The organism is Streptomyces sp. 5K101 (assembly GCF_046506645.1).
Taxonomy (GTDB): Bacteria; Actinomycetota; Actinomycetes; order Streptomycetales; family Streptomycetaceae; genus Streptomyces.
In genome coordinates this window covers 253,345-271,499 of record NZ_JBKFFO010000011.1, presented here as the reverse complement: position 1 = coordinate 271,499, position 18,155 = coordinate 253,345, and the positions used below count along the sequence as shown (strand labels likewise).

The 18,155-nt window shown below is 68.9% G+C and carries 19 protein-coding genes; 15 read left to right on the top strand and 4 right to left on the bottom strand.

The features are described 5' to 3' along the window. Positions 1–3 precede the first annotated feature (3 nt). From ACLB9X_RS22540 to ACLB9X_RS22515, 6 genes are all read left to right on the top strand, one after another. Entirely contained in the window at positions 4–957 is a 954-nt protein-coding gene (locus ACLB9X_RS22540; protein WP_410362178.1) for an ABC transporter permease, read from the top strand. A 6-nt stretch (positions 958–963) separates the two neighbouring features. Further along, positions 964–1,962 carry an ABC transporter ATP-binding protein gene (locus ACLB9X_RS22535; RefSeq protein ID WP_410362177.1) on the top strand — a complete coding sequence of 333 codons (999 nt, stop codon included), beginning with the start codon at positions 964–966 and terminating at the stop codon, positions 1,960–1,962. Beyond that, positions 1,959–3,425 (top strand): oligopeptide/dipeptide ABC transporter ATP-binding protein, encoded by a 1,467-nt coding sequence (locus tag ACLB9X_RS22530; RefSeq protein ID WP_410362176.1) that lies wholly within the window; start codon positions 1,959–1,961, stop codon positions 3,423–3,425. Before ACLB9X_RS22535 ends, ACLB9X_RS22530 begins: the two co-directional genes overlap by 4 nt. Positions 3,426–3,459: 34 nt before the next feature. Beyond that, on the top strand, positions 3,460–4,131 hold the full coding sequence (locus ACLB9X_RS22525; RefSeq protein ID WP_410362175.1) for a trimeric intracellular cation channel family protein: 672 nt from the start codon (positions 3,460–3,462) through the stop codon (positions 4,129–4,131). A 22-nt stretch (positions 4,132–4,153) separates the two neighbouring features. Next, a complete protein-coding gene (locus ACLB9X_RS22520; protein WP_410362174.1) occupies positions 4,154–5,008 on the top strand; it encodes a thioesterase family protein in 855 nt (284 codons plus the stop codon). A gap of 243 nt (positions 5,009–5,251) precedes the next feature. After that, positions 5,252–6,415, top strand: coding sequence for a cysteine desulfurase family protein (locus ACLB9X_RS22515; protein ID WP_410362173.1), 1,164 nt, complete (start codon positions 5,252–5,254; stop codon positions 6,413–6,415). 129 nt (positions 6,416–6,544) lie between these two features. Here ACLB9X_RS22515 and ACLB9X_RS22510 read toward each other — a convergent pair whose 3' ends face one another. Beyond that, positions 6,545–7,216, bottom strand: a complete 672-nt coding sequence (locus ACLB9X_RS22510) for an N-acetylmuramoyl-L-alanine amidase (protein WP_410362172.1) — start codon at positions 7,214–7,216, stop codon at positions 6,545–6,547. 60 nt (positions 7,217–7,276) lie between these two features. On the opposite strand from ACLB9X_RS22510, the gene mnmA reads away from it, so the two are divergent. Further along, a complete protein-coding gene (gene mnmA, locus ACLB9X_RS22505) occupies positions 7,277–8,398 on the top strand; it encodes a tRNA 2-thiouridine(34) synthase MnmA (protein WP_410362171.1) in 1,122 nt (373 codons plus the stop codon). 480 nt (positions 8,399–8,878) lie between these two features. Here the strand turns inward: mnmA and ACLB9X_RS22500 are convergent, their stop codons facing one another. Together ACLB9X_RS22500 and ACLB9X_RS22495 are read right to left on the bottom strand one after the other, a co-directional pair. Further along, positions 8,879–9,082 carry a DUF397 domain-containing protein gene (locus ACLB9X_RS22500; protein ID WP_410362170.1) on the bottom strand — a complete coding sequence of 68 codons (204 nt, stop codon included), beginning with the start codon at positions 9,080–9,082 and terminating at the stop codon, positions 8,879–8,881. Positions 9,083–9,093: 11 nt separating this feature from the next. Further along, on the bottom strand, positions 9,094–9,948 hold the full coding sequence (locus ACLB9X_RS22495; protein WP_410362209.1) for a helix-turn-helix domain-containing protein: 855 nt from the start codon (positions 9,946–9,948) through the stop codon (positions 9,094–9,096). A 287-nt stretch (positions 9,949–10,235) separates the two neighbouring features. On the opposite strand from ACLB9X_RS22495, the gene ACLB9X_RS22490 reads away from it, so the two are divergent. Then, positions 10,236–10,742: an ATP-binding protein gene (locus ACLB9X_RS22490; RefSeq protein WP_410362169.1), complete on the top strand. Its 507-nt coding sequence runs from the start codon at positions 10,236–10,238 to the stop codon at positions 10,740–10,742. A 258-nt stretch (positions 10,743–11,000) separates the two neighbouring features. Beyond that, entirely contained in the window at positions 11,001–11,423 is a 423-nt protein-coding gene (locus ACLB9X_RS22485; RefSeq protein ID WP_410362168.1) for a hypothetical protein, read from the top strand. 52 nt (positions 11,424–11,475) lie between these two features. Here the strand turns inward: ACLB9X_RS22485 and ACLB9X_RS22480 are convergent, their stop codons facing one another. Continuing rightward, positions 11,476–12,045, bottom strand: a complete 570-nt coding sequence (locus ACLB9X_RS22480) for a hypothetical protein (RefSeq protein WP_410362167.1) — start codon at positions 12,043–12,045, stop codon at positions 11,476–11,478. 787 nt (positions 12,046–12,832) lie between these two features. Between ACLB9X_RS22480 and ACLB9X_RS22475 the strand changes: the two genes are divergently transcribed. From ACLB9X_RS22475 to ACLB9X_RS22450, 6 genes are all read left to right on the top strand, one after another. After that, positions 12,833–12,964 (top strand): hypothetical protein, encoded by a 132-nt coding sequence (locus ACLB9X_RS22475; RefSeq protein ID WP_410362166.1) that lies wholly within the window; start codon positions 12,833–12,835, stop codon positions 12,962–12,964. An 83-nt stretch (positions 12,965–13,047) separates the two neighbouring features. Then, a complete protein-coding gene (gene mycP / locus ACLB9X_RS22470) occupies positions 13,048–14,223 on the top strand; it encodes a type VII secretion-associated serine protease mycosin (RefSeq protein WP_410362165.1) in 1,176 nt (391 codons plus the stop codon). 303 nt (positions 14,224–14,526) lie between these two features. Beyond that, positions 14,527–14,931, top strand: a complete 405-nt coding sequence (locus ACLB9X_RS22465) for a hypothetical protein (protein WP_410362164.1) — start codon at positions 14,527–14,529, stop codon at positions 14,929–14,931. 166 nt (positions 14,932–15,097) lie between these two features. After that, positions 15,098–15,556 carry a hypothetical protein gene (locus ACLB9X_RS22460; protein WP_410362163.1) on the top strand — a complete coding sequence of 153 codons (459 nt, stop codon included), beginning with the start codon at positions 15,098–15,100 and terminating at the stop codon, positions 15,554–15,556. Positions 15,557–15,564: 8 nt separating this feature from the next. Next, a complete protein-coding gene (locus ACLB9X_RS22455; protein ID WP_410362162.1) occupies positions 15,565–17,385 on the top strand; it encodes an alpha/beta hydrolase in 1,821 nt (606 codons plus the stop codon). Positions 17,386–17,511: 126 nt separating this feature from the next. Further along, the gene (locus tag ACLB9X_RS22450) at positions 17,512–18,042 is read left to right on the top strand and encodes a hypothetical protein (RefSeq protein ID WP_410362161.1); all 531 of its coding nucleotides are present in this window, start codon (positions 17,512–17,514) and stop codon (positions 18,040–18,042) included. The last annotated feature ends 113 nt before the right edge of the window (positions 18,043–18,155 follow it).

The window sequence follows — 18,155 nt, the reverse complement described above, 5'->3', positions numbered from 1 at the left end:
ACCATGACCAAGAAAGTCGACAAGATCGACCGGCTCGCCGAGTTGATGCAGCAGACCGAGGTCACCTCGGGCGCCAGTCTCTGGCGCGAGGCGATGCGGCGCCTGAAGTCCAGCAAGATGGCCGTCATCGGTGTGGTCATCATCGCCGCGTTCGTCGTCCTGGCGGTCATCGGCCCGTGGATCGCCCCGCACGCTCCCACTGCCCAAACCTGGCGCGACGAAGTCCTGACCAACCAGGGCAAGTTCGTCGGCATGCGCGGCGAGAACTGGTTCGGCCTGGACCACCTCGGCCGTGACATGTTCTCCCGCATGCTCGTCGGAGCCCGGCAGACCCTGCTCGTCGGCGTCGTCTCGATGCTCATCGGCCTCGTCGTCGGCGCTGTCGTGGGTGTGCTGTCCGGTGCCGCGGCGACCCTCGGCGGCAGGCCCGGCCAGCGCCTCGACACCGTGATCATGCGGATCACCGACATCATGCTGTCGCTGCCGTCGCTGCTGCTCGCGGTCTCCATCGCCGCGGTGATGGGTCAGTCCCTGACGACCGTGATGATCGCCGTGGGTGTTGTCCAGATCCCCATCTTCGCCCGTCTGCTGCGTGGTTCGATGCTCGCCCAGGGCGGCGCCGACTACGTCCTCGCGGCGAAGGCGCTCGGCGTACGCCGCAAGCGGATCGTCCTCACCCAGATCCTGCCGAACTCGCTGAGCCCGGTCATCGTCCAGGCGACGCTCAGCCTCGCCACCGCGATCATCGAGGCCGCGGCCCTGTCGTACCTGGGCCTCGGCAACCCCGACCCGGCGATCCCGGAGTGGGGCGTCATGCTCTCGCAGGCGCAGCGCTTCTTCGACAACGAGCCGATGATGGCGGTCTATCCGGCGGTCGGCATCATCATCACCGCCCTTGGCTTCACCCTGCTCGGCGAGGCCATGCGCGAAGCCCTCGACCCGAAGCTGCGAGGCTGAAGTCCCATGGCACTGCTTACTGTTGACGAACTCAGCGTCACCTTCGGCGGCCGCGGCCGCAAGGAGTCCACGGCGGTCGACGGCGTCTCCTTCGACGTCGACCAGGGCCAGGTCGTGGGGCTGGTCGGCGAGTCGGGCTGCGGCAAGTCCGTGACCTCGCTCGCGCTGATGGGCCTGCTGCCGGCCAAGGGCGTGAAGATCGGCGGACGTGCCGACTTCGACGGCGAGAACCTGCTCACCATGAGCCCGCGCAAGCTGCGCGACATGCGCGGCAGCCGGCTGGCGATGATCTTCCAGGACCCGTTGTCCTCGCTGAACCCGGTGGTTCCCATCGGCGTCCAGGTCACCGAGATCCTCCAGCGCCACCGCGGACTGAAGGGGGAGGCCGCCCGCAAGGAGGCCGCTCACCTGCTGGACAGGGTCGGCATCCCCGACCCGAACCGGCGGCTGAAGGAGTACCCGCACCAGCTCTCCGGAGGCATGCGCCAGCGCGCGCTCATCGCCATGGCGGTGGCCTGCGCGCCCCGGCTGCTCATCGCCGACGAGCCGACGACCGCGCTCGACGTGACCATCCAGGCGCAGATCCTCGAACTGCTCAAGGAACTGGTCGACCAGGAGGGCACCGCCCTGCTGATGATCACCCACGACCTGGGTGTCGTCGCCGGCCTCTGCGACCAGGTCAACGTGCTGTACGCGGGCCGGGCGGTGGAGTCGGCGGGCCGCCGCGAGCTGTTCGCGCACCCCACCCACCCGTACGCGCACGGTCTGCTCGGCTCCATCCCGCGGCTCGACGCGCCGCGCGGCGAGCCGCTCAACCCGATCCGCGGATCCATCAACGACAGGATCGCCTGGGCCGACGGCTGCGCCTTCGCGCCCCGCTGCGACTTCTACACGATGGAGTGCCTGACCGGCACACCCGAACTGACCGAACCACGCGCGGCCGGCCACCAGGTGCGCTGCGTCAACCCGGTCCTTCCCAAGCCCAAGGCGGAGGTCTCGGCATGAGCTTGCTCGAACTCGACGATGTGAAGGTCCACTTCCCGGTCAGGAAGGGCGTCTTCTTCGACCGCACCGTGGGCCACGTGTACGCCGTCGACGGTGTCTCGCTCAAGGTCGAGGCGGGGCAGACGTACGGTCTGGTGGGCGAGTCGGGCTGCGGCAAGACGACGCTGGGCAGGGCGGTCCTGCGGCTGGTGGACATCACCGACGGCGAGGTCGTCTTCGACGGCACGGATCTGGCGAAGCTGCCGAACGAGGAGATGCGCGGCTTCCGCCGCCGGCTGCAGATGGTCTTCCAGGACCCGCTCGGCAGCCTCAACCCGCGGCAGAACATCGAGTCGATCCTGAGCGAGGGCATGGCCGCGCACGGGATCGGCAAGGACCAGAAGGAACGCCGCGAGAAGATCAAGGAGATCCTGGCCCAGGTCGGTCTCCCGGCCAACGCGCTCTCCCGTTACCCGCACGAGTTCTCCGGCGGCCAGCGCCAGCGCATCGGCATCGCGCGTGCGCTGGTCCTCGAACCGGACCTGATCATCTGCGACGAGCCGGTGTCGGCGCTGGACGTCTCCATCCAGGCGCAGGTCATCAACCTGCTGGAGGAACTGCAGGAGTCGCTCGGGCTGACGTACCTCGTCATCGCCCACGACCTCGCCGTCGTCCGGCACATCTCGGACGTCATCGGGGTCATGTACCTGGGCGGCCTGGTGGAGGAGGCGCCGAGCGACGCCCTCTACGCGGGACCCAAGCACCCGTACACCAAGGCGCTGATGTCCGCGGTGCCGGTGCCGGACCCGGAGGTGGAGGACCGGCGGGAGCGGATCCTGCTCCACGGCGACCTGCCCTCGCCCGCGAACCCGCCGGCCGGCTGCCGCTTCCACACGCGGTGCCCGTGGGCGCAGGACACGCTCTGCGCCACGGACCGGCCGAAGCTGACGGACCTGGGCGACGGGCACAAGGTGGCCTGCCACTTCGCGAAGGAGATCGAGGAGGGAACGGTCGCACAGACCCGCGCGACCGGGATCGAGGCGGTCGTGGGCACGGAGTCGGTCGCCGCCGAGGGCCCCGACGCGGTGGCCTCCGAGGAGGACGCTGCGCCGGAGCAGGCAGCGGCGGAGAAGCCGGCGACGACGCCGGGTGCCGTCGCCGTCGCCGCGTCCGACGAGGCGGCCGGTACCGAGCCGGTGGCCGGAGAGCCGGACGACGAGCCAGCCGCGGAGGCGGTGGGCGCGGAGGCGGACGACGAGCCGGCCGCTGAGGCGGTGGGCGCGGAGGCGGAGGGCTCTGCGGGCGAGGCGCCCGCGGAGCAGAAGCCGGTTGGGGACGAGCCCGCGGCGGATGACGCGGCCGCGCCCGCGGACGCGGTATTGCTCCCGGAACAGCCCGCGGACGACGACACGACCGCGCCCGCCGGTGACGACACGACCGCGCCCGCCGGGACCGCGGCGAAGGGGGCCAGCGCGTCCGACTGACGGGCGGGACCACCGGACACGGCACAATCGTCCGGTGTTCCAAGAACTGTTCACGCCCTCCGTCCAGCATGCTCTCGACCTCGCGGGGATCTTCGTCTTCGCGATCTCCGGGGCGCTGCTCGCCGTACGCAAGAACTTCGACGTGTTCGGCATCGCCGTGCTCGCCGAGGTCACGGCGCTGGGCGGAGGGCTGCTGCGTGACCTGATCATCGGGGCCGTTCCGCCCGCGGCCTTCACCGATCTCGGGTACTTCGTGATGCCGCTCGTGGCCACGGTCATCGTCTTCTTCCTGCATCCGCACGTGGAGCGTATCCAGGCCGGCGTCAACGTCTTCGACGCGGCGGGCCTCGGGCTGTTCTGCGTGTCCGGGGCGACCAAGGCGTACGAGTACGGTCTCGGCCTGACGTTCTCCGCGGCCCTCGGGCTGGCCACGGCGGTCGGCGGCGGTGTGCTGCGCGACGTGCTCGCCAACGAGGTTCCGTCGCTGCTGCGCTGGGACCGGGACCTGTACGCCGTGCCCGCGATGGTCGGGGCGACGATGGTCGTCGTGTGCATCGAGTTCAACGCCCTGAACGCGGTGACGAGCGGACTGGCGGCGGCGACCGCGTTCGTGCTGCGGCTGCTGGCGATGCGCTTCCACTGGCGGGCGCCACGCGCCTGGAACCGGCGGTCCGAGGCGACCGAGGAAAAAGCTACCGCTCAGTAATTGTTTGTTGTACGGTACCGCCATGGCTGAGGCAGTACAGACGGCGCGCGCGACCGTCGGGGACAGCGAGTTCGACCGCGACACCGCGGTCACCCTGCGCGAGACCGGTGTCTACGACGCCGAGCTCTCGGCGGGCTGGACGATCATCCACGCGGTGAACGGCGGCTACCTGCTGGCGATGCTGGGGCGGGCGCTCGGTGACGCGCTGCCGCACCCGGACCCGTTCACGGTGTCCGCGCACTACCTGACGGCGTCCCGGCCGGGCCCGGCGGTCATCCGTACCGAGGTGATCCGCGCCGGCCGCACGCTCTCCACCGGTCAGGCGTCGCTCTTCCAGTTCGAGGAGGACGGCACGGAGGTCGAGCGGATCCGGGTGCTCGCCTCGTACGGCGACCTGGACGCGCTCCCGGACGATGTACGCACCTCGGCGAAGCCGCCGGCGATCCCGCCGATGGAGCACTGCCTCGGCCCGTCGGACGGCCCTGCGCCCATCCCCGGCAGCTCGGCGATCACCGAGCGCCTGGACATCAGGCTGGACCCGGCGACGGTCGGCTGGGCGATCGGCGCGCCGTCGGGCAAGGGCGAGATGCGGGGCTGGTTCGGGCTGGCGGACGGGCGCGACGCGGACCCGCTGTCGCTGCTGCTGACGGTGGACGCGCTGCCGCCGACGTCGTTCGAGCTGGGTCTGACGGGCTGGACGCCGACTGTGGAACTGACGACGCACGTCCGCTGCCGCCCGGCCCCGGGCCCGCTCCGCGTGTCGATCACGACGCGCAACCTGGCGGGCGGGTTCCTGGAGGAGGACGCGGAGGTCTGGGACACCTCGGACCGCTTGGTGGCCCAATCCCGCCAACTGGCCAAGGCCCCGCGCGCCTGACGTCCCCGTCGTGCTGACTGGGCGCTGCGGCGCTCCGGGGCCGGGGCGCAGGCCCCCGGGGGCGCAACCGCGGCGCGGAGCTGCCGCTTGGGGGTGTAGGGGCGTCAGCCCCCACGTCCCACGGGGCCCGGGGCGGAGCCCCGGTTTCGGGAAGGGGCGGGGTGGGGGGAAAGCCACCCCCGCCAGCCGCACCGCACGCAGGAGCCCCGCACCCCCGCAACGCCTCGTAGAATCGAGGCCACCATGGCATACCTCGACCACGCCGCGACCACTCCGATGCTTCCGGAGGCGGTCGAGGCGATGACCGCCCACCTCGCCGTCACCGGCAACGCCTCCGCTCTGCACGCCGCCGGGCGACGAGCCCGCCGCACCGTCGAGGAGGCCCGCGAGACGCTCGCCGAAGCCCTCGGCGCACGGCCCAGCGAAGTCGTCTTCACCTCCGGCGGCACCGAGGCCGACAACCTCGCCGTCAAGGGCCTGTACTGGTCGAGGCGCGACACCGACCCGGCGCGGACCCGCGTGCTCGCCAGCCCCGTCGAGCACCACGCCGTCCTCGACGCCGTCGACTGGCTCGCCGAACACGAGGGCGCGACCGTCGAGTATCTGCCGGTCGACACGTACGGCAGGGTCCACCCCGAGGCACTGCGCGAGGCGATCGCGCGCAACCCGGACGACGTCGCGCTGGCCACCGTGATGTGGGCCAACAACGAGATCGGCACGGTCTTCCCCGTCGCCGAACTGGCCGAGGTGGCCGGTGAGTTCGACATCCCGCTGCACGCCGACGCCGTACAGGCAGTCGGCCAGCTCGACGTCGACTTCGCCGCCTCCGGGCTCGCCGCCATGACCGTCTCCGCCCACAAGATCGGCGGCCCGTACGGCATCGGGGCGCTGCTGCTGGGCCGCGAGTACAGCCCCGTTCCCGTCCTGCACGGCGGCGGCCAGGAGCGGCACGTGCGCTCCGGCACGCTCGACGCCCCCGCCATCGCGTCGTTCGCCGTCGCCGCACGGCTGGCCGCCGAGCGCCGCGAGGACTTCGCCCGGGACATCGGCGCGCTGCGCGACGAGCTGGTCCGCGCGGTGCGCGCGGCCGTGCCGGACGCGATCCTCGGCGGCGACCCGGTCGACCGGCTGCCCGCCAACGCCCACTTCACCTTCCCCGGTTGCGAGGGCGACTCCCTGCTCCTGCTCCTCGACGCGCAGGGCATCGCATGCTCCACGGGCTCGGCCTGCACGGCGGGCATCGCCCAGCCCAGCCACGTACTGCTGGCCGCCGGCATTGATCCGGACCTGGCCCGCGGGACGCTGCGCTTCAGCCTCGGCCACACCTCCACGAAGGCCGACGTGGACGCGGTGGCGGAGGCGATCGGACCGGCGGTCGAACGGGCCCGTACGGCGGGACTCAGCTAGCGGACCCAGCTGGCGTGACCCGACCGACGCGCGCCGGCGCGGGCGAACAGCGGGGCGCGCACGCTTCAAGCCGCGCTCCCGTCAGCCCGCGCACCCCTCAAGCCGCGCACCCCGCAGCCCGCGTACCCCTCACGCCGCGCCCTGCCCGGCCGCCGCCTCCCGCACCAGCTTCATGTAGCGCTTCCAGTCCCAGTGCGGGCCAGGGTCCGTGTGGTCGGTGCCCGGGACCTCGACGTGGCCGATGATGTGCTCGCGGTCGACAGGGATCCCGTACCGCGCGCAGATGCCCGCCGTCAGCCGGGCGGACCCCCGGTACATCGCGTCCGTGAAATCCTGCGGGCGGTCCACGAAGCCCTCGTGCTCGATGCCTATGCTGCGCTCGTTGAACGAGCGGTTGCCCGCGTGGTAGGCGACGTCCAGCTCGCGGATCATCTGCGCCACATGGCCGTCCTTGCGGACCACGTAGTGCGTCGCCGCCCCGTGCAGCGGATCCTTGAACACCTTCAGCGCCGTCGGATAGCTGCCCTGGACGACATGGATGATCACGCGGTCGATCGTGTAGTCGTCGGGGCGGTCGGCCAGCCGCCAGTTCGCCGCGTTGGCCGCGATCCACTGCGCCCCGGCGTGGTCGATCTCGCCCGGCTTGCGCGGCGTGCGCACCCACGGCATACCGCGCCAGATACGGCGAATCTCCTCGCCGGCCACCACGCCGCCGCCGACGATCACCGCCCCGCCCCCGATCAGCACGGCCCGCCGGCTCACGCTGCCCTTGCGCTTGCCGTGCTTCTTCTCACTCCCCATGACGACCACAACGCATACTCAGCAGTCATCGGTTCCCGGGGCCCGTACCCTGGTAGGGCTATGACTGAGACTTCCCCGCGCCCCCTCCGTGTGCTCGCCGCCATGTCCGGCGGTGTGGACTCCGCTGTCGCCGCCGCCCGCGCCGCCGAGGCCGGGCACGACGTCACCGGGGTCCACCTGGCGCTCTCCGCGAACCCGCAGTCGTTCCGCACGGGCGCACGCGGCTGCTGCACCATCGAGGACTCGCGCGACGCCCGCCGCGCCGCGGACGTGATCGGGATCCCGTTCTACGTGTGGGACCTCGCCGAGCGCTTCCGCGAGGACGTGGTCGAGGACTTCATCGCCGAGTACGAGGCGGGCCGGACGCCCAACCCGTGCCTGCGGTGCAACGAGAAGATCAAGTTTGCCGCGCTGCTCGACAAGGCGCTCGCGCTCGGCTTCGACGCGGTGTGCACGGGCCACTACGCGACCGTGGTGGTCAAGGAGGACGGCACCCGCGAGCTGCACCGCGCCAGTGACATGGCCAAGGACCAGTCGTATGTGCTCGGCGTCCTCGACGAGAAGCAGCTCGCCCACGCGATGTTCCCGCTCGGCGACACGCTCACCACCAAGGACGAGATCCGCGCCGAGGCCGAGCGGCGCGGGCTCGCGGTCGCGAAGAAGCCCGACAGCCACGACATCTGCTTCATCGCCGACGGCGACACCCAGGGCTTCCTGGCGGACCGCCTGGGCGCGGCGGAGGGCGACATCGTCGACGAGGCGGGCAACAGGCTGGGCAGCCACGACGGCGCGTTCGGCTTCACGATCGGCCAGCGCAAGGGCCTGCGCATCGGCCGGCCGGCCCCGGACGGCAAGCCGCGCTACGTGCTGGACATCTCCCCGGTGAACAATACGGTGACGGTCGGCCCGGCCGAGGCCCTGGACGTCACCGCCCTCACGGCGATCAAGCCCCGCTGGTGCGGAGCGGCCCCGTCCGGACCGGGCACGTACACGGCGCAGCTGCGGGCTCACGGCGGCGAGACGGAGGCGACGGCGGAGCTGGTGGACGGCGAGCTGCACGTCACCTTCACCGAGCCGGTCCGCGCGGTCGCGCCGGGCCAGGCGATCGTGCTCTACGACGGGACACGCGTGGTCGGCTCGGCAACGATCGCAACGACGCGCCGAGCGACAGCGGCCGCCTGACGCGGCGGCCGGCCGGCCCTGAGTATCCGGGACACCGCGGCTGAGTACGCGGACCCGTGTGCCCGGCCGGGCGGCGTTGTTGGATCAAGGGCATGAACCGGACTGATCCCCTGCCGCAGCCCGATACCACCGGAGCCACGGACCGCACCCGCTTCTGGTCCGTACTGGCCGCCGTTCTCTTCGTGCCGGCGGCGTTGCGGTCGGCGTCCTGACCCTTGCATCCGAAGGGGCGTCTCGCTGCCTGACGTACGGCGAGCAGTGCGGCACGCCGCTGCCGGGCCGGCTCTTCGGCTGGGGCATCGGCCTGGCGTTTGCGGCGTGGGTCGTCGCGCTGGCGGCACCTGCGGTACGCGTGCGGCGGATGGCGTTCGCCGTGCAGCTCCTGGCGGAGTGCGCGCCGCTGGCGGTGATCCTCAGCCACGCGTGACGCGCGGGGGGGCGCGAGATCAGCGCGCCGAATGAACCCGGCAGGTAAGGGTGTCAGGCGCCGGAGCGTGCTGGCCCGCCGCTGCGCCCCGTGCTCGCGACGAAGGCCGCGAAGGCACGGCGGCCGATGGTGAACATGCGGTGCGGGAACACGCTGTCCCGGATGGCTATGTCGGCGTCGGAGACGGCGACCTCGACGCAGTTGTTGCCGCCGCCACCGCAATAGGATGAGCGCTTCCAGTCGAGTGGCCCGTTCACCCGCAGTCCCCTCACAGTTCGCTTGCGATGGACCGGATGAGCTCCTGGGAATCGTCCGAAGAGAGCGCCGATGCTTCCATCAGGTCCAGCAGGGAACGATAGTTGGCCAGCGGAGTAGGCGCATCCACGAAGTTCGCGCCGAGTGCGGTGTCCAGCTGGACGGTGTCCAACTGGGGGACGGCACCTTCCGCGTACAGGACCGACTGCCCTGCGCCATGGAACCCTCCGACACTGAACGGGATGACGAGCAACGTGATGTGCGGCTGGTCCGCGGCATCCGCAAGACGCTCCAGTTGGGCGCGTGCGACGGAGCGACCACCGAACCTCAATCGAAGCGCTGCTTCATGGATGATGCCGACGTACGGCGTGGGATTCGGCCCCGTGAGTACGCTCTGCCGCTGCATCCGGTGCGCCACGCGCAGCTCGACCTCCAGGCGAGGCAGCTTGGGTACGGTGAGTTCGAAGATCGCTCGCGCGTGTTCCTCGGTTTGCAGGAGGCCGGGCAAGTGCACGGTCTGGGCCGTCCGGATGCGCGTGGCGTAGTGCTCCAACTCTGAAACGTCCAGGTGTCCTTCGGGGAGTTTTTCTCGGTACTCCGTCCACCAGTGACGTGCTCTCCGCCCGCCGGCAATGGCGGCGAGTGCATCCACAAGGGCTTCATCAGGACACCTGTAGTGACATGCGAGCTGCCGAACCCGGTCCTCGCTGACGCTCGTTCGTCCTGCCTCGATGTTGGACACCATGGTCCGGTCTGCGCCGAGCATCGCGGCCGCTTCCTGAATGGAGACGCCGGCGTGTTCACGCATGCGGCGCAGCTCTGTTGCCAGACGGCGCTGGCGACCGGTGGGGGCGCTCCGTGGGGCCATAAGTCCTCTCTCGTGGGCGCGCACATCTTGGCAGATGCGTTTTGGGCGGTCTACTGAGTCGACAGTTGGTTCACTCATTCGTGAAATGTGACTCACGTGTGAGTCAATATGCCCTACGGTGTGAGCTGAGCCACTCGCTGACCGGCCTCGTTAAAGCGCAGGAAGCGCACCGTCGCCCAAATGGGCCACCGTTACGGGCGAATCGGCAGGCCACCCGCATAAGAACGGCCCGACCCGGCGCGTGTCACCACAAGACCAACCCACACGCCGCACAAGGAGGTGCCCGCGTGAAGTCCGAACCACCCACCACCGCGCAGGACACGCAGAGCAGGTCCGTCCCTGCTCCGATTCCCTTCACCGACCCCTGGGAGTACGAACTCTGCTTTCCCCGCGACCCTCGCGGTCCCGGGATTGCCCGGACGACCTTGCGTACGATCCTCACCGCTCATGGACTCGACGAACTCACCGACCGGGCCGAGCTGTTGGCCTGCGAGCTGGCAACCAACTCCATCCGCTACACACCCGGCCCCGCGTCCGTCCGGCTGTGCTGGACGCACCCTGTGCTACGCGTGAGCGTCATGGACCCCAGTCCTGTCTTCCCCGTCCAACTCGTGCCGCCGGGGCCCGAGGACGACGGCGGGCGGGGGCTCCTGATCCTCGACATGGTCGCCGACCACTGGGGTGGCTGCTGCCTGGACGATACGCTGTTCGGCGAGGGCGGCAAGGTCATCTGGTTCGAGCTGTGCCTGGGGGCAGGCCCGCCGACACCGACCACGGCCACGCTGGTGGCCTGAGTCCCAGCCGCCCCCGCGCCTGGCGGCGTTCGCCCCCGTCACTGCCCAGGCGGGGAAGGGGCCGGCCGCCGGGCTCTGCCAGGCAATCTGGCTGAATGCGCGTGCACTTTGGCCGCGTTGTTCCTGTGAACCCTCATCGGCCCTCGGCTTAGAATGATCGCTGGGGTTTTGGCCGTACGGGGAGGGCGCTGTGGCGCACGGGGGAGACGGGCGGCTGCGTCGCCGGACACGGGGAAGTCGTTCGACAGTCTGTACGCGGTGAATCCGCAGCAGGCGCTGGCGATCGAAGCCCAGAAAATGAAGACCTTCAAGAAGAGGGTCGACGACCTGCTCGTCGTGCTCGACGGCTCGGAGGCCGCTCCGTCCCGGATGGGCAACGATCGTATGACACGAGGGCAGTTGGGATCGGCCGACTTCGGTGAGGCGCAGTTCCTGTACGACTCGTACACGATCGTGCATGACGAGCTGGAGAAGCTGTCGAAGGCGCTGGGAGCCCAGATCGAGGGCATGGGCCTGGCAGTGCACTCCTCCCAAGTGGGCTACGAGAACGTCGACCAGGACATCCGCGACCGCATGAAGGCGGTCAACGCCGAGGTGGAGTCGTACTACGACCGTGAGCGCGATCCGTTCGTGGAGGACGCACCGAAGGAGAAGAAGGCGGACAAGGAAGCCGGCTTCTGATGGGTGGGAAGAAGCCGCAGCCCCAGCACACGGACTTCGAGTCGATGTCGCATCAGCAGCTCGTCGCGCTGATCGCGTCGGCCAGCCCGGCAGGCGCGTCGACCCTGTCGACGAAGTTGTCCCAGGCCTCCTCGGCGATCACGAAGATCGGCGAGGACCTGAAGGAGTACGTGACGGGCCTGCCCTGGCACGGCGAGGGCGGCGACGCGTTCCGCGAGTGGGGCGGGCAGACGGCGAGCGCGACGCTGCACCTGGGGGAGTACAGCAAGGGTGCGTCGCGCTGGATGGAGCTGGTCGCGGAGGCGATCACCGAGGCGAAGGCGGCGATGCCGCCGGTCTCGGAGACGACGCGGGCGCAGGCGGACCTGCGCAAGGCGGAGTCGGCGTACGGGGTCGCCACGGACCCGGCCAACCGCAACGACCCGGACGCCCGCGGCGCAGCGCAGTCGGCGCAGTCCGACGCGGCGGCGGCACAGGGCCGGATCGACGCAGCGCGGTACGAGGCGGCGCAGCGGTTGCGGAAGCTGGCGCAGACGTACGAGTTCAGCGCGCAGCAGGTGAACGCGACGCCGCCGCCGACGTTTCCGCCGCCGGCGAAGTTCATGGGGGAGGGGTGGGTCAAAGAGGATTCGTACAAGTCGGTTCCGGGTGAGGGCGCGCCGGCGCCCGCGAGGCTGGTGACTGGCGTGGAATCCCCGACTCCCTCCGCCACTCCTGTACGCCCCGACACGGCGGCTGGTGTTCCGCAGCCAGGTTTGAGCACAACTCCGGCGCAGCCCCCGAGGGCAGAACCTCCAACGCGTATGGAGATTGACGGCCTCTCGGCCTTGCCGCCTTCCTCGCCATCGCCTCCGGCCGCGCCCCCGGTCGGTCCGCCGTTGGGCGGCAACCCTGATCCCCGGGGCATGCCGCCCGCGATGATCCCTCCTGCGTTTGGCAAGGGTGAGGTCAAGCCTTCCCTGCCGTCTGCGCCTCCCGTGACGGGGCGTCCGGGCCAGGGTGGCGTGCGGCCACCGGCGCTGCCCAATCAGGGGTTGCCGGGGTCCGGTGGCCCAGGGCACCTGCCGCGTGACAGCGGAATCATCGGCGGACGACCGGTCCCGCCGAGCACGACAGCGCCTGCGCGTGGGATCTCGCGTGGTCTGGTCGTGGGCGGGGAAGGGACGCCGACCGCCCGGGGCCCGATGGGCCACCAGCCTGCGATGGGGACAGGAAACGGCACCTCACGACCGGGTGCAGCTGCTGGTCGCCGTTACGCCGCCGAGGGGGGCGGAATCGTCGGGGGTAATCCCCAAGCCGGCCGGCCGGGTGCCCGTCCGATCGCACCGGGCGGTTCCGGCCCCGTACCCGGCTCCTCATCCCGGCCCGGTACGCCTGGTGCCGCTGCGAGTCGGGGAGGAGCGGCCACCATGCCCGCGGGCTCGAACCCGTCGGGAGGCCGCCATGACAGGCAGGCCGGCGACCGGCCCGACTACCTCGCCGAGGACGAGGACACCTGGAAGCAGAACGGACGCCGTATCGTCCCCCCGGTCGTCGAGTGACATCCATGCACCGAATCCGTAAGAGGTACGAGATGCACGCCAGCAGGCAGCCCGCCAGACTCCGGCACGCCCTGACGGCCGCCATGAGCCTGCTACTGGTAGGCATTGCGACGGTCCCCGCGCATGCCGAAACGGTCCGGGAACAGCAGTGGCACCTCGACGCGATGCACGCCGAGGAGATGTGGAAGGCCAGCACCGGAGAGGGCGTGACGGTCGCTGTGATCGACTCTGGCGTCGACAAGAGCATTGCTGACCTTCGTGGCCAGGTCCTGGACGGCGTGGACTACTCCGGCAAGGAAGGCGACGAACACACGGACCAGGAGGGACACGGCACCGGCATGGCCGCGCTGATCGCGGCAACTGGAGCCCGTGGCGAGAGCAGTGGATCTCACGGGTTGGCTCCCGGCACCAAGATCCTTCCCATCAAAATGCCATACGGGAAGCCGGGAACGCTGTGGACCAAGAGCCAGGCGAAGAAGTATGCAGCGGACATGGCCAAGGCTATCCGCTTCGCTGCTGGCTCCGACGCGAAGGTCATCAACATCTCCATGGCGAATCCGGATGCGGACTATCCAGAGTTGACCGCTGCCGTGAAGCACGCACTGGAGAAGGGTAAGTTGATCTTCGCGGGGGTTGGCAACAAGGGTGACGTCCACAACGAGAAGGAGTATCCGGCCGCGACCTCGGGTGTCGTCGGCGTATCGGGAGTGGACCAGGATGCCAAGCCGATCAAGGAGTCCCAGTGGGGTCCCCAAGTCGACATCGCTGCTCCTGCCAAGGACATCGTCAATGCCTGCTCCGGCGGGACGCAGCTCTGTGAAGGAACGGGCACCAGCGCGGCAACCGCCCTCGCCTCTGCCTCCGCCGCCCTCCTCTGGTCGAAGCACCCCGACTGGACCAACAACCAAGTCCTCCGCGTCCTGTTGCAGACGGCCAGCGGCAACGAGAAGGGCCTCAGCCGCGACGACGTCATCGGCTACGGCGTCGTGCGCCCCCGGATCGCGCTGAAGGACCCGGGCGATCCCGGCCCGGCCGACGAGTACCCGATCCCGGACTTCAGCTACGAGGATGCCGAGCCCGTGCAGCCTTCACCGACGCAGCCTGCGCCTTCAGCGGCAGAGGCGGCCCCTGCTGCATCTGGGAGTGAGGACTTGACCTCAGCCACTCTCTGGGGCGGAATCGGCGTTGCGTCTGCTGTGGTGGCCGGAGTGATCGCCACACTCTTCGTGTTCCGCCGTCGACGGCAGACATCTGCGTAGCCACTCGTGCCGCCGCTCGCGGTGACACAGCGTCAGGCGGTAGTCGGCGGTGCTGATGTACTCAAGAGGATCTGAGTACATCAGCACTCCTGTGGTCCGGGCAGGGTGACTTGGATGGTCACCATGCCTACGACACCCGCACCGGAGTGCCCGGCTCGCGCCCAGTCCCGTCACGACAGTCGAGCTGCGTTCCTGACGTTCACCGCCCTGGTCCTGGCCGTTGGGTGCATAGCCCTGCTCGCACGGGGATGTGAATCGATGGCCGGTGGTCCGGTGATGTCGGCTTCCGAGTACCGGCAGCACGTGAGCAAGACCCGGGAGTCGGGGGAGCAGGCGGTCGTTCAGCTGGGATTCCTGCCGGATGAGACGGCAGTGGGGGAGGACGAGGACACCTCGTCGTGCAAGGACGGGTTCGGCTTCGACGACGAGGGCATCACCCGTGATCAGCCCAGTGCCACGTGGCGGCTGCACTTCGACAGCCGCGCCGACTACAGGGCTTCGGTCGAGGACCTGCGGAGGGCATGGACGGCGAGCGGGCTGACAGTCGAGGACATTCCGGCACCGGGGAAGGGGGAACCGGGCGAGGGCATGCCCGGAATCAAGACCTCCGACGACGCCGGCATCGAGCTGTCGTTCGGGCCGGCCTGGCTCTCGGGTGACCCTGAGCTGGTCGCGGACGGGGGGTGCGTGCGGCACAGGTATTACTGAAGGCCGCAACGCTGAGGCCGGAATGATCCCGTAACCGCGGCACCTGACGCACGTTTTGATATCGCTTGCCGGGGAGGGGATCACGGCGGCGCCTCGGCTGAGGGGCGGCCGGAGAACACAGGCGCGGGGTTACGGACTTACGGGGTCAACGGGGAGGACACACGGGATGGCGTGGGACGAGTGGGAGCAGCTCAAGACCGAGGCTGCTGAGCGGCATTCGACGCAGATGCAGTTGAACCAGTACCCCGCCGAACAAGGTGGGGGCGAGCTAGGTGCGACTTCGGAAAATCTGAAGTCGGACAAGAGGGCCTGGGTGAAGGCGGGCGACGGCATCAAGCGTCTGGATGAGCCGATTGGTGGTGCACTGACCAAGCTGCAGGACGGACAAATGGGGCTGGGTGAGACTACCGGATGTCAGAGCGCAGCAGCTCAGCTGGAGTTGTACGACTCCTGGAGCAAGTACGTGAAGAACGTGCGCGGGCGCTGCAGGTCCCTGGGCGGAGCACTGGAGTCCTCGGGGCATGATCTGGCGAAGACCGACGAGTCGCTGAAGACCGAGTTGGACGCGCTCAAGGGTACGTACAAGGACACCGAGGCCGTTGGCGGCCAGGCGAAGGAGCGCTGATCCGGGGCATGGATCTTGCGACGTTAAAGACTTTCAAGCCGACGGAGTTCGAGGACGCCGCGGACGGGTACCGGGCGACGGGTGACATGGCCAGTGCGGCCAAGGACACGATCGACAATGTGATCTGCTCCGGGATCCGCAACCAGCTAAAAGGTGAGGCTGCGGACGCCGCGCTGCGCGAGCTGGAGGAGGTGTCGAAGAACTTCCACTACGTGCAGACCGAGTGCGGCCTGATCAGTACAGCGCTGAACGGTTTCGCCTTCGACATGGCGGTGGCCAAGAGGAAGCTGGACGCGGCCATCGCGGACGCGCAGGCGAACCACTGCACTGTGAATGCCAACGGCTCGGTCAACTACCCAGCAGGCAGAAAGCCCGGTGCCGAGAAGGATGCCGATGGCGGCACGGTGACCGGGAGCGCCGGCGGGAGCGCGACGTCCGACGCCTTGGAACGCCAGGCCGTGAACATCCATCCGAATCCGTACTACGGCGCGGCACTGGAATACGCCAACCGGATCGCGGACGCCGTTCAGGCGGCCACAGAGGCCGACGCGAAGTGGGCTCCGAAACTGCGGGCGCTGAAGGCGGACGACGACCTCGTGGTCTCCGGCCGGGACTGGTCCGATGCGCAGTCCGACATGCACGGTGTGCGTGACGCCGGCAAAGGTTATATGGATTCGCTGCCGGAGCTGCCCAAGAGCGGAAGCCCGGCGGACAACGCTGCCTGGTGGAAGGAACTCAGTCCGGAGGAACAGGCAGCGTGGGTCTCCCTCCACCCCGATGTCGTGGGCGCACTCGACGGAGTTCCATCCACGATCAGGGACGAGGCCAACCGCATCGTATTCAACGAGAAGCGGGGCCAGCTTCAGATGGAACTGGACTCCATCCCGAAGGCACCTGCCAACGAGTGGACGTGGATCACCGCAGGTATGTACCCGTCCAAGGTGCACACCGACGAATGGATGGAGTGGCACAACAAGTACGGCGACCGGTACGAGCAGCTCGACAAGTCCCTCAAGGGCATGCAGAGCATTCAGGACCGCTTCGACAGGACTGGTGTGCAAGGCCTGCCAGAGGCATATCTGCTGGGGTTCAACGCGGAGGGGAACGGCCGGGCGATCGTCGCCAACGGGAATCCGGACACGGCCGATCACCAGGCGGTCTATGTGCCGGGTACGACGTCGAACCTGGGCAGCATCGGTGAAAACATCGGCCGGATGGAGAATATGTGGCGCGTGGCCACCGACGAGGCGGATGGTAAGTCGGTTTCCACGATCACCTGGCTCGGGTACGACGCTCCGCAGGACATCGTCAAGGATTCACCGTTCAGCCACTACGCAGATGACGGCGCGCCCGCCTACAACCGGTTCATGGACGGACTCGAAGCATCGCACTCGGGTGAGGCGGACCCACACCGCACAGCGATCGGCCACTCATACGGCACGACCCTCATCGGCTCCGCCGCCCGGCAGGGGGACCTGAACGCCGACGACGTGATCCTGGCGGGCAGCCCGGGCGTGCAAGTGCCCAAGGCCGAGGACCTGGACTTGCCCAAGGGACATGTCTGGAATCTGGAGGCGGAGGGGGACGTCGTTCCGGACGTCGGCCGATTCGGTCACGGCGGAACCGACTGGGACGGCCCCTGGACGATCCCGAGCGACGAACGCTTCGGCGCCAATCAGATGGCCACTGGCAAGATCGAGGGCCACAGCGATTACTGGAAGATGGACACCAACAACACCAGCCTGCTGAATCAGGGCCTGGTCGTAGCGGGGCATGGCGACGAGGCGCAGCTGGAACAGCGGCGCCCCGCATACGAAAGGACGCGATAGCGGTGTCGACGGTCTCCGATGTGTGTCAGAGTCACCGGTCCACGAGACGCCCTGGTGACTGATCCAGTGAACGCCAGAAGAATTGACCGGCTCATGTCCCGGTCCGACCTATCGAGGCTCCTCGACTTGAAGATCAAAATCGGCGCACAGGCACTCTTCGTGTCCCTCGCTCTCACACTCACCGGATGCAGCATGACTGATTCGAGCAACAGCGACGAGATCCCCTCGGCAGGCACCAGCACCTCGCAGGACGCCGCCGATGAAGCGGAGAAGGTCTCCAGCGAGATCTATGACCTGATCGGCATCAAGGGGAAGGCTTCCGACACTGGCCCAGGGGTCAAGGAATGTGGGGACAAGGACCCGGAGAAGTACTTCCAGATCTTTCACAAATGGAGCTTCTACCCCGCGTCGGCGAGCCAGCTCAGTGGGGTCATGGAACGGCTCAAGGAGGTACTACCCAAGCACGGATGGAAGGTCGTCGACTACGGGCCTGACACGAGTAAGAACCAGAACCTCAACCTCACGGCGGACAACGACGAAAAGAAGCACAGCGTCAACATCGCCCACTTTGCCAAGCGAAATCCGCCGAAGTTGAGCCTGATGGTCGTTTCCGGCTGCTACCAGGTGCCGGAAGGCCAGAAGGTCGAGCGCTTCTGAACCTTACGCTCCGGGGGTTCCGGTGACGACCTGGACGTTGTGTCCAGGGCCTCCAGCCCGGGCGGAGGCGACATCCAGCGAAGGGGATCGTCAGGTCCGGCGGCGCCGGCGTT

Excerpts from the sequence above, each read along its gene's own strand:
- ACLB9X_RS22495 (WP_410362209.1), bottom strand. The coding sequence starts at position 9,948 with ATGGCCCCACGGAGCGCCCCCACCGGTCGCCAGCGCCGTCTGGCAACA.
- ACLB9X_RS22540 (WP_410362178.1), top strand. The coding sequence starts at position 4 with ATGACCAAGAAAGTCGACAAGATCGACCGGCTCGCCGAGTTGATGCAG.
- ACLB9X_RS22535 (WP_410362177.1), top strand. The coding sequence starts at position 964 with ATGGCACTGCTTACTGTTGACGAACTCAGCGTCACCTTCGGCGGCCGC.
- ACLB9X_RS22520 (WP_410362174.1), top strand. The coding sequence starts at position 4,154 with ATGGCTGAGGCAGTACAGACGGCGCGCGCGACCGTCGGGGACAGCGAG.
- ACLB9X_RS22510 (WP_410362172.1), bottom strand. The coding sequence starts at position 7,216 with ATGGGGAGTGAGAAGAAGCACGGCAAGCGCAAGGGCAGCGTGAGCCGG.
- mnmA (WP_410362171.1), top strand. The coding sequence starts at position 7,277 with ATGACTGAGACTTCCCCGCGCCCCCTCCGTGTGCTCGCCGCCATGTCC.
- ACLB9X_RS22515 (WP_410362173.1), top strand. The coding sequence starts at position 5,252 with ATGGCATACCTCGACCACGCCGCGACCACTCCGATGCTTCCGGAGGCG.
- ACLB9X_RS22530 (WP_410362176.1), top strand. The coding sequence starts at position 1,959 with ATGAGCTTGCTCGAACTCGACGATGTGAAGGTCCACTTCCCGGTCAGG.
- ACLB9X_RS22455 (WP_410362162.1), top strand. The coding sequence starts at position 15,565 with ATGGATCTTGCGACGTTAAAGACTTTCAAGCCGACGGAGTTCGAGGAC.
- ACLB9X_RS22460 (WP_410362163.1), top strand. The coding sequence starts at position 15,098 with ATGGCGTGGGACGAGTGGGAGCAGCTCAAGACCGAGGCTGCTGAGCGG.
- mycP (WP_410362165.1), top strand. The coding sequence starts at position 13,048 with ATGAGCCTGCTACTGGTAGGCATTGCGACGGTCCCCGCGCATGCCGAA.
- ACLB9X_RS22475 (WP_410362166.1), top strand. The coding sequence starts at position 12,833 with ATGCCCGCGGGCTCGAACCCGTCGGGAGGCCGCCATGACAGGCAGGCC.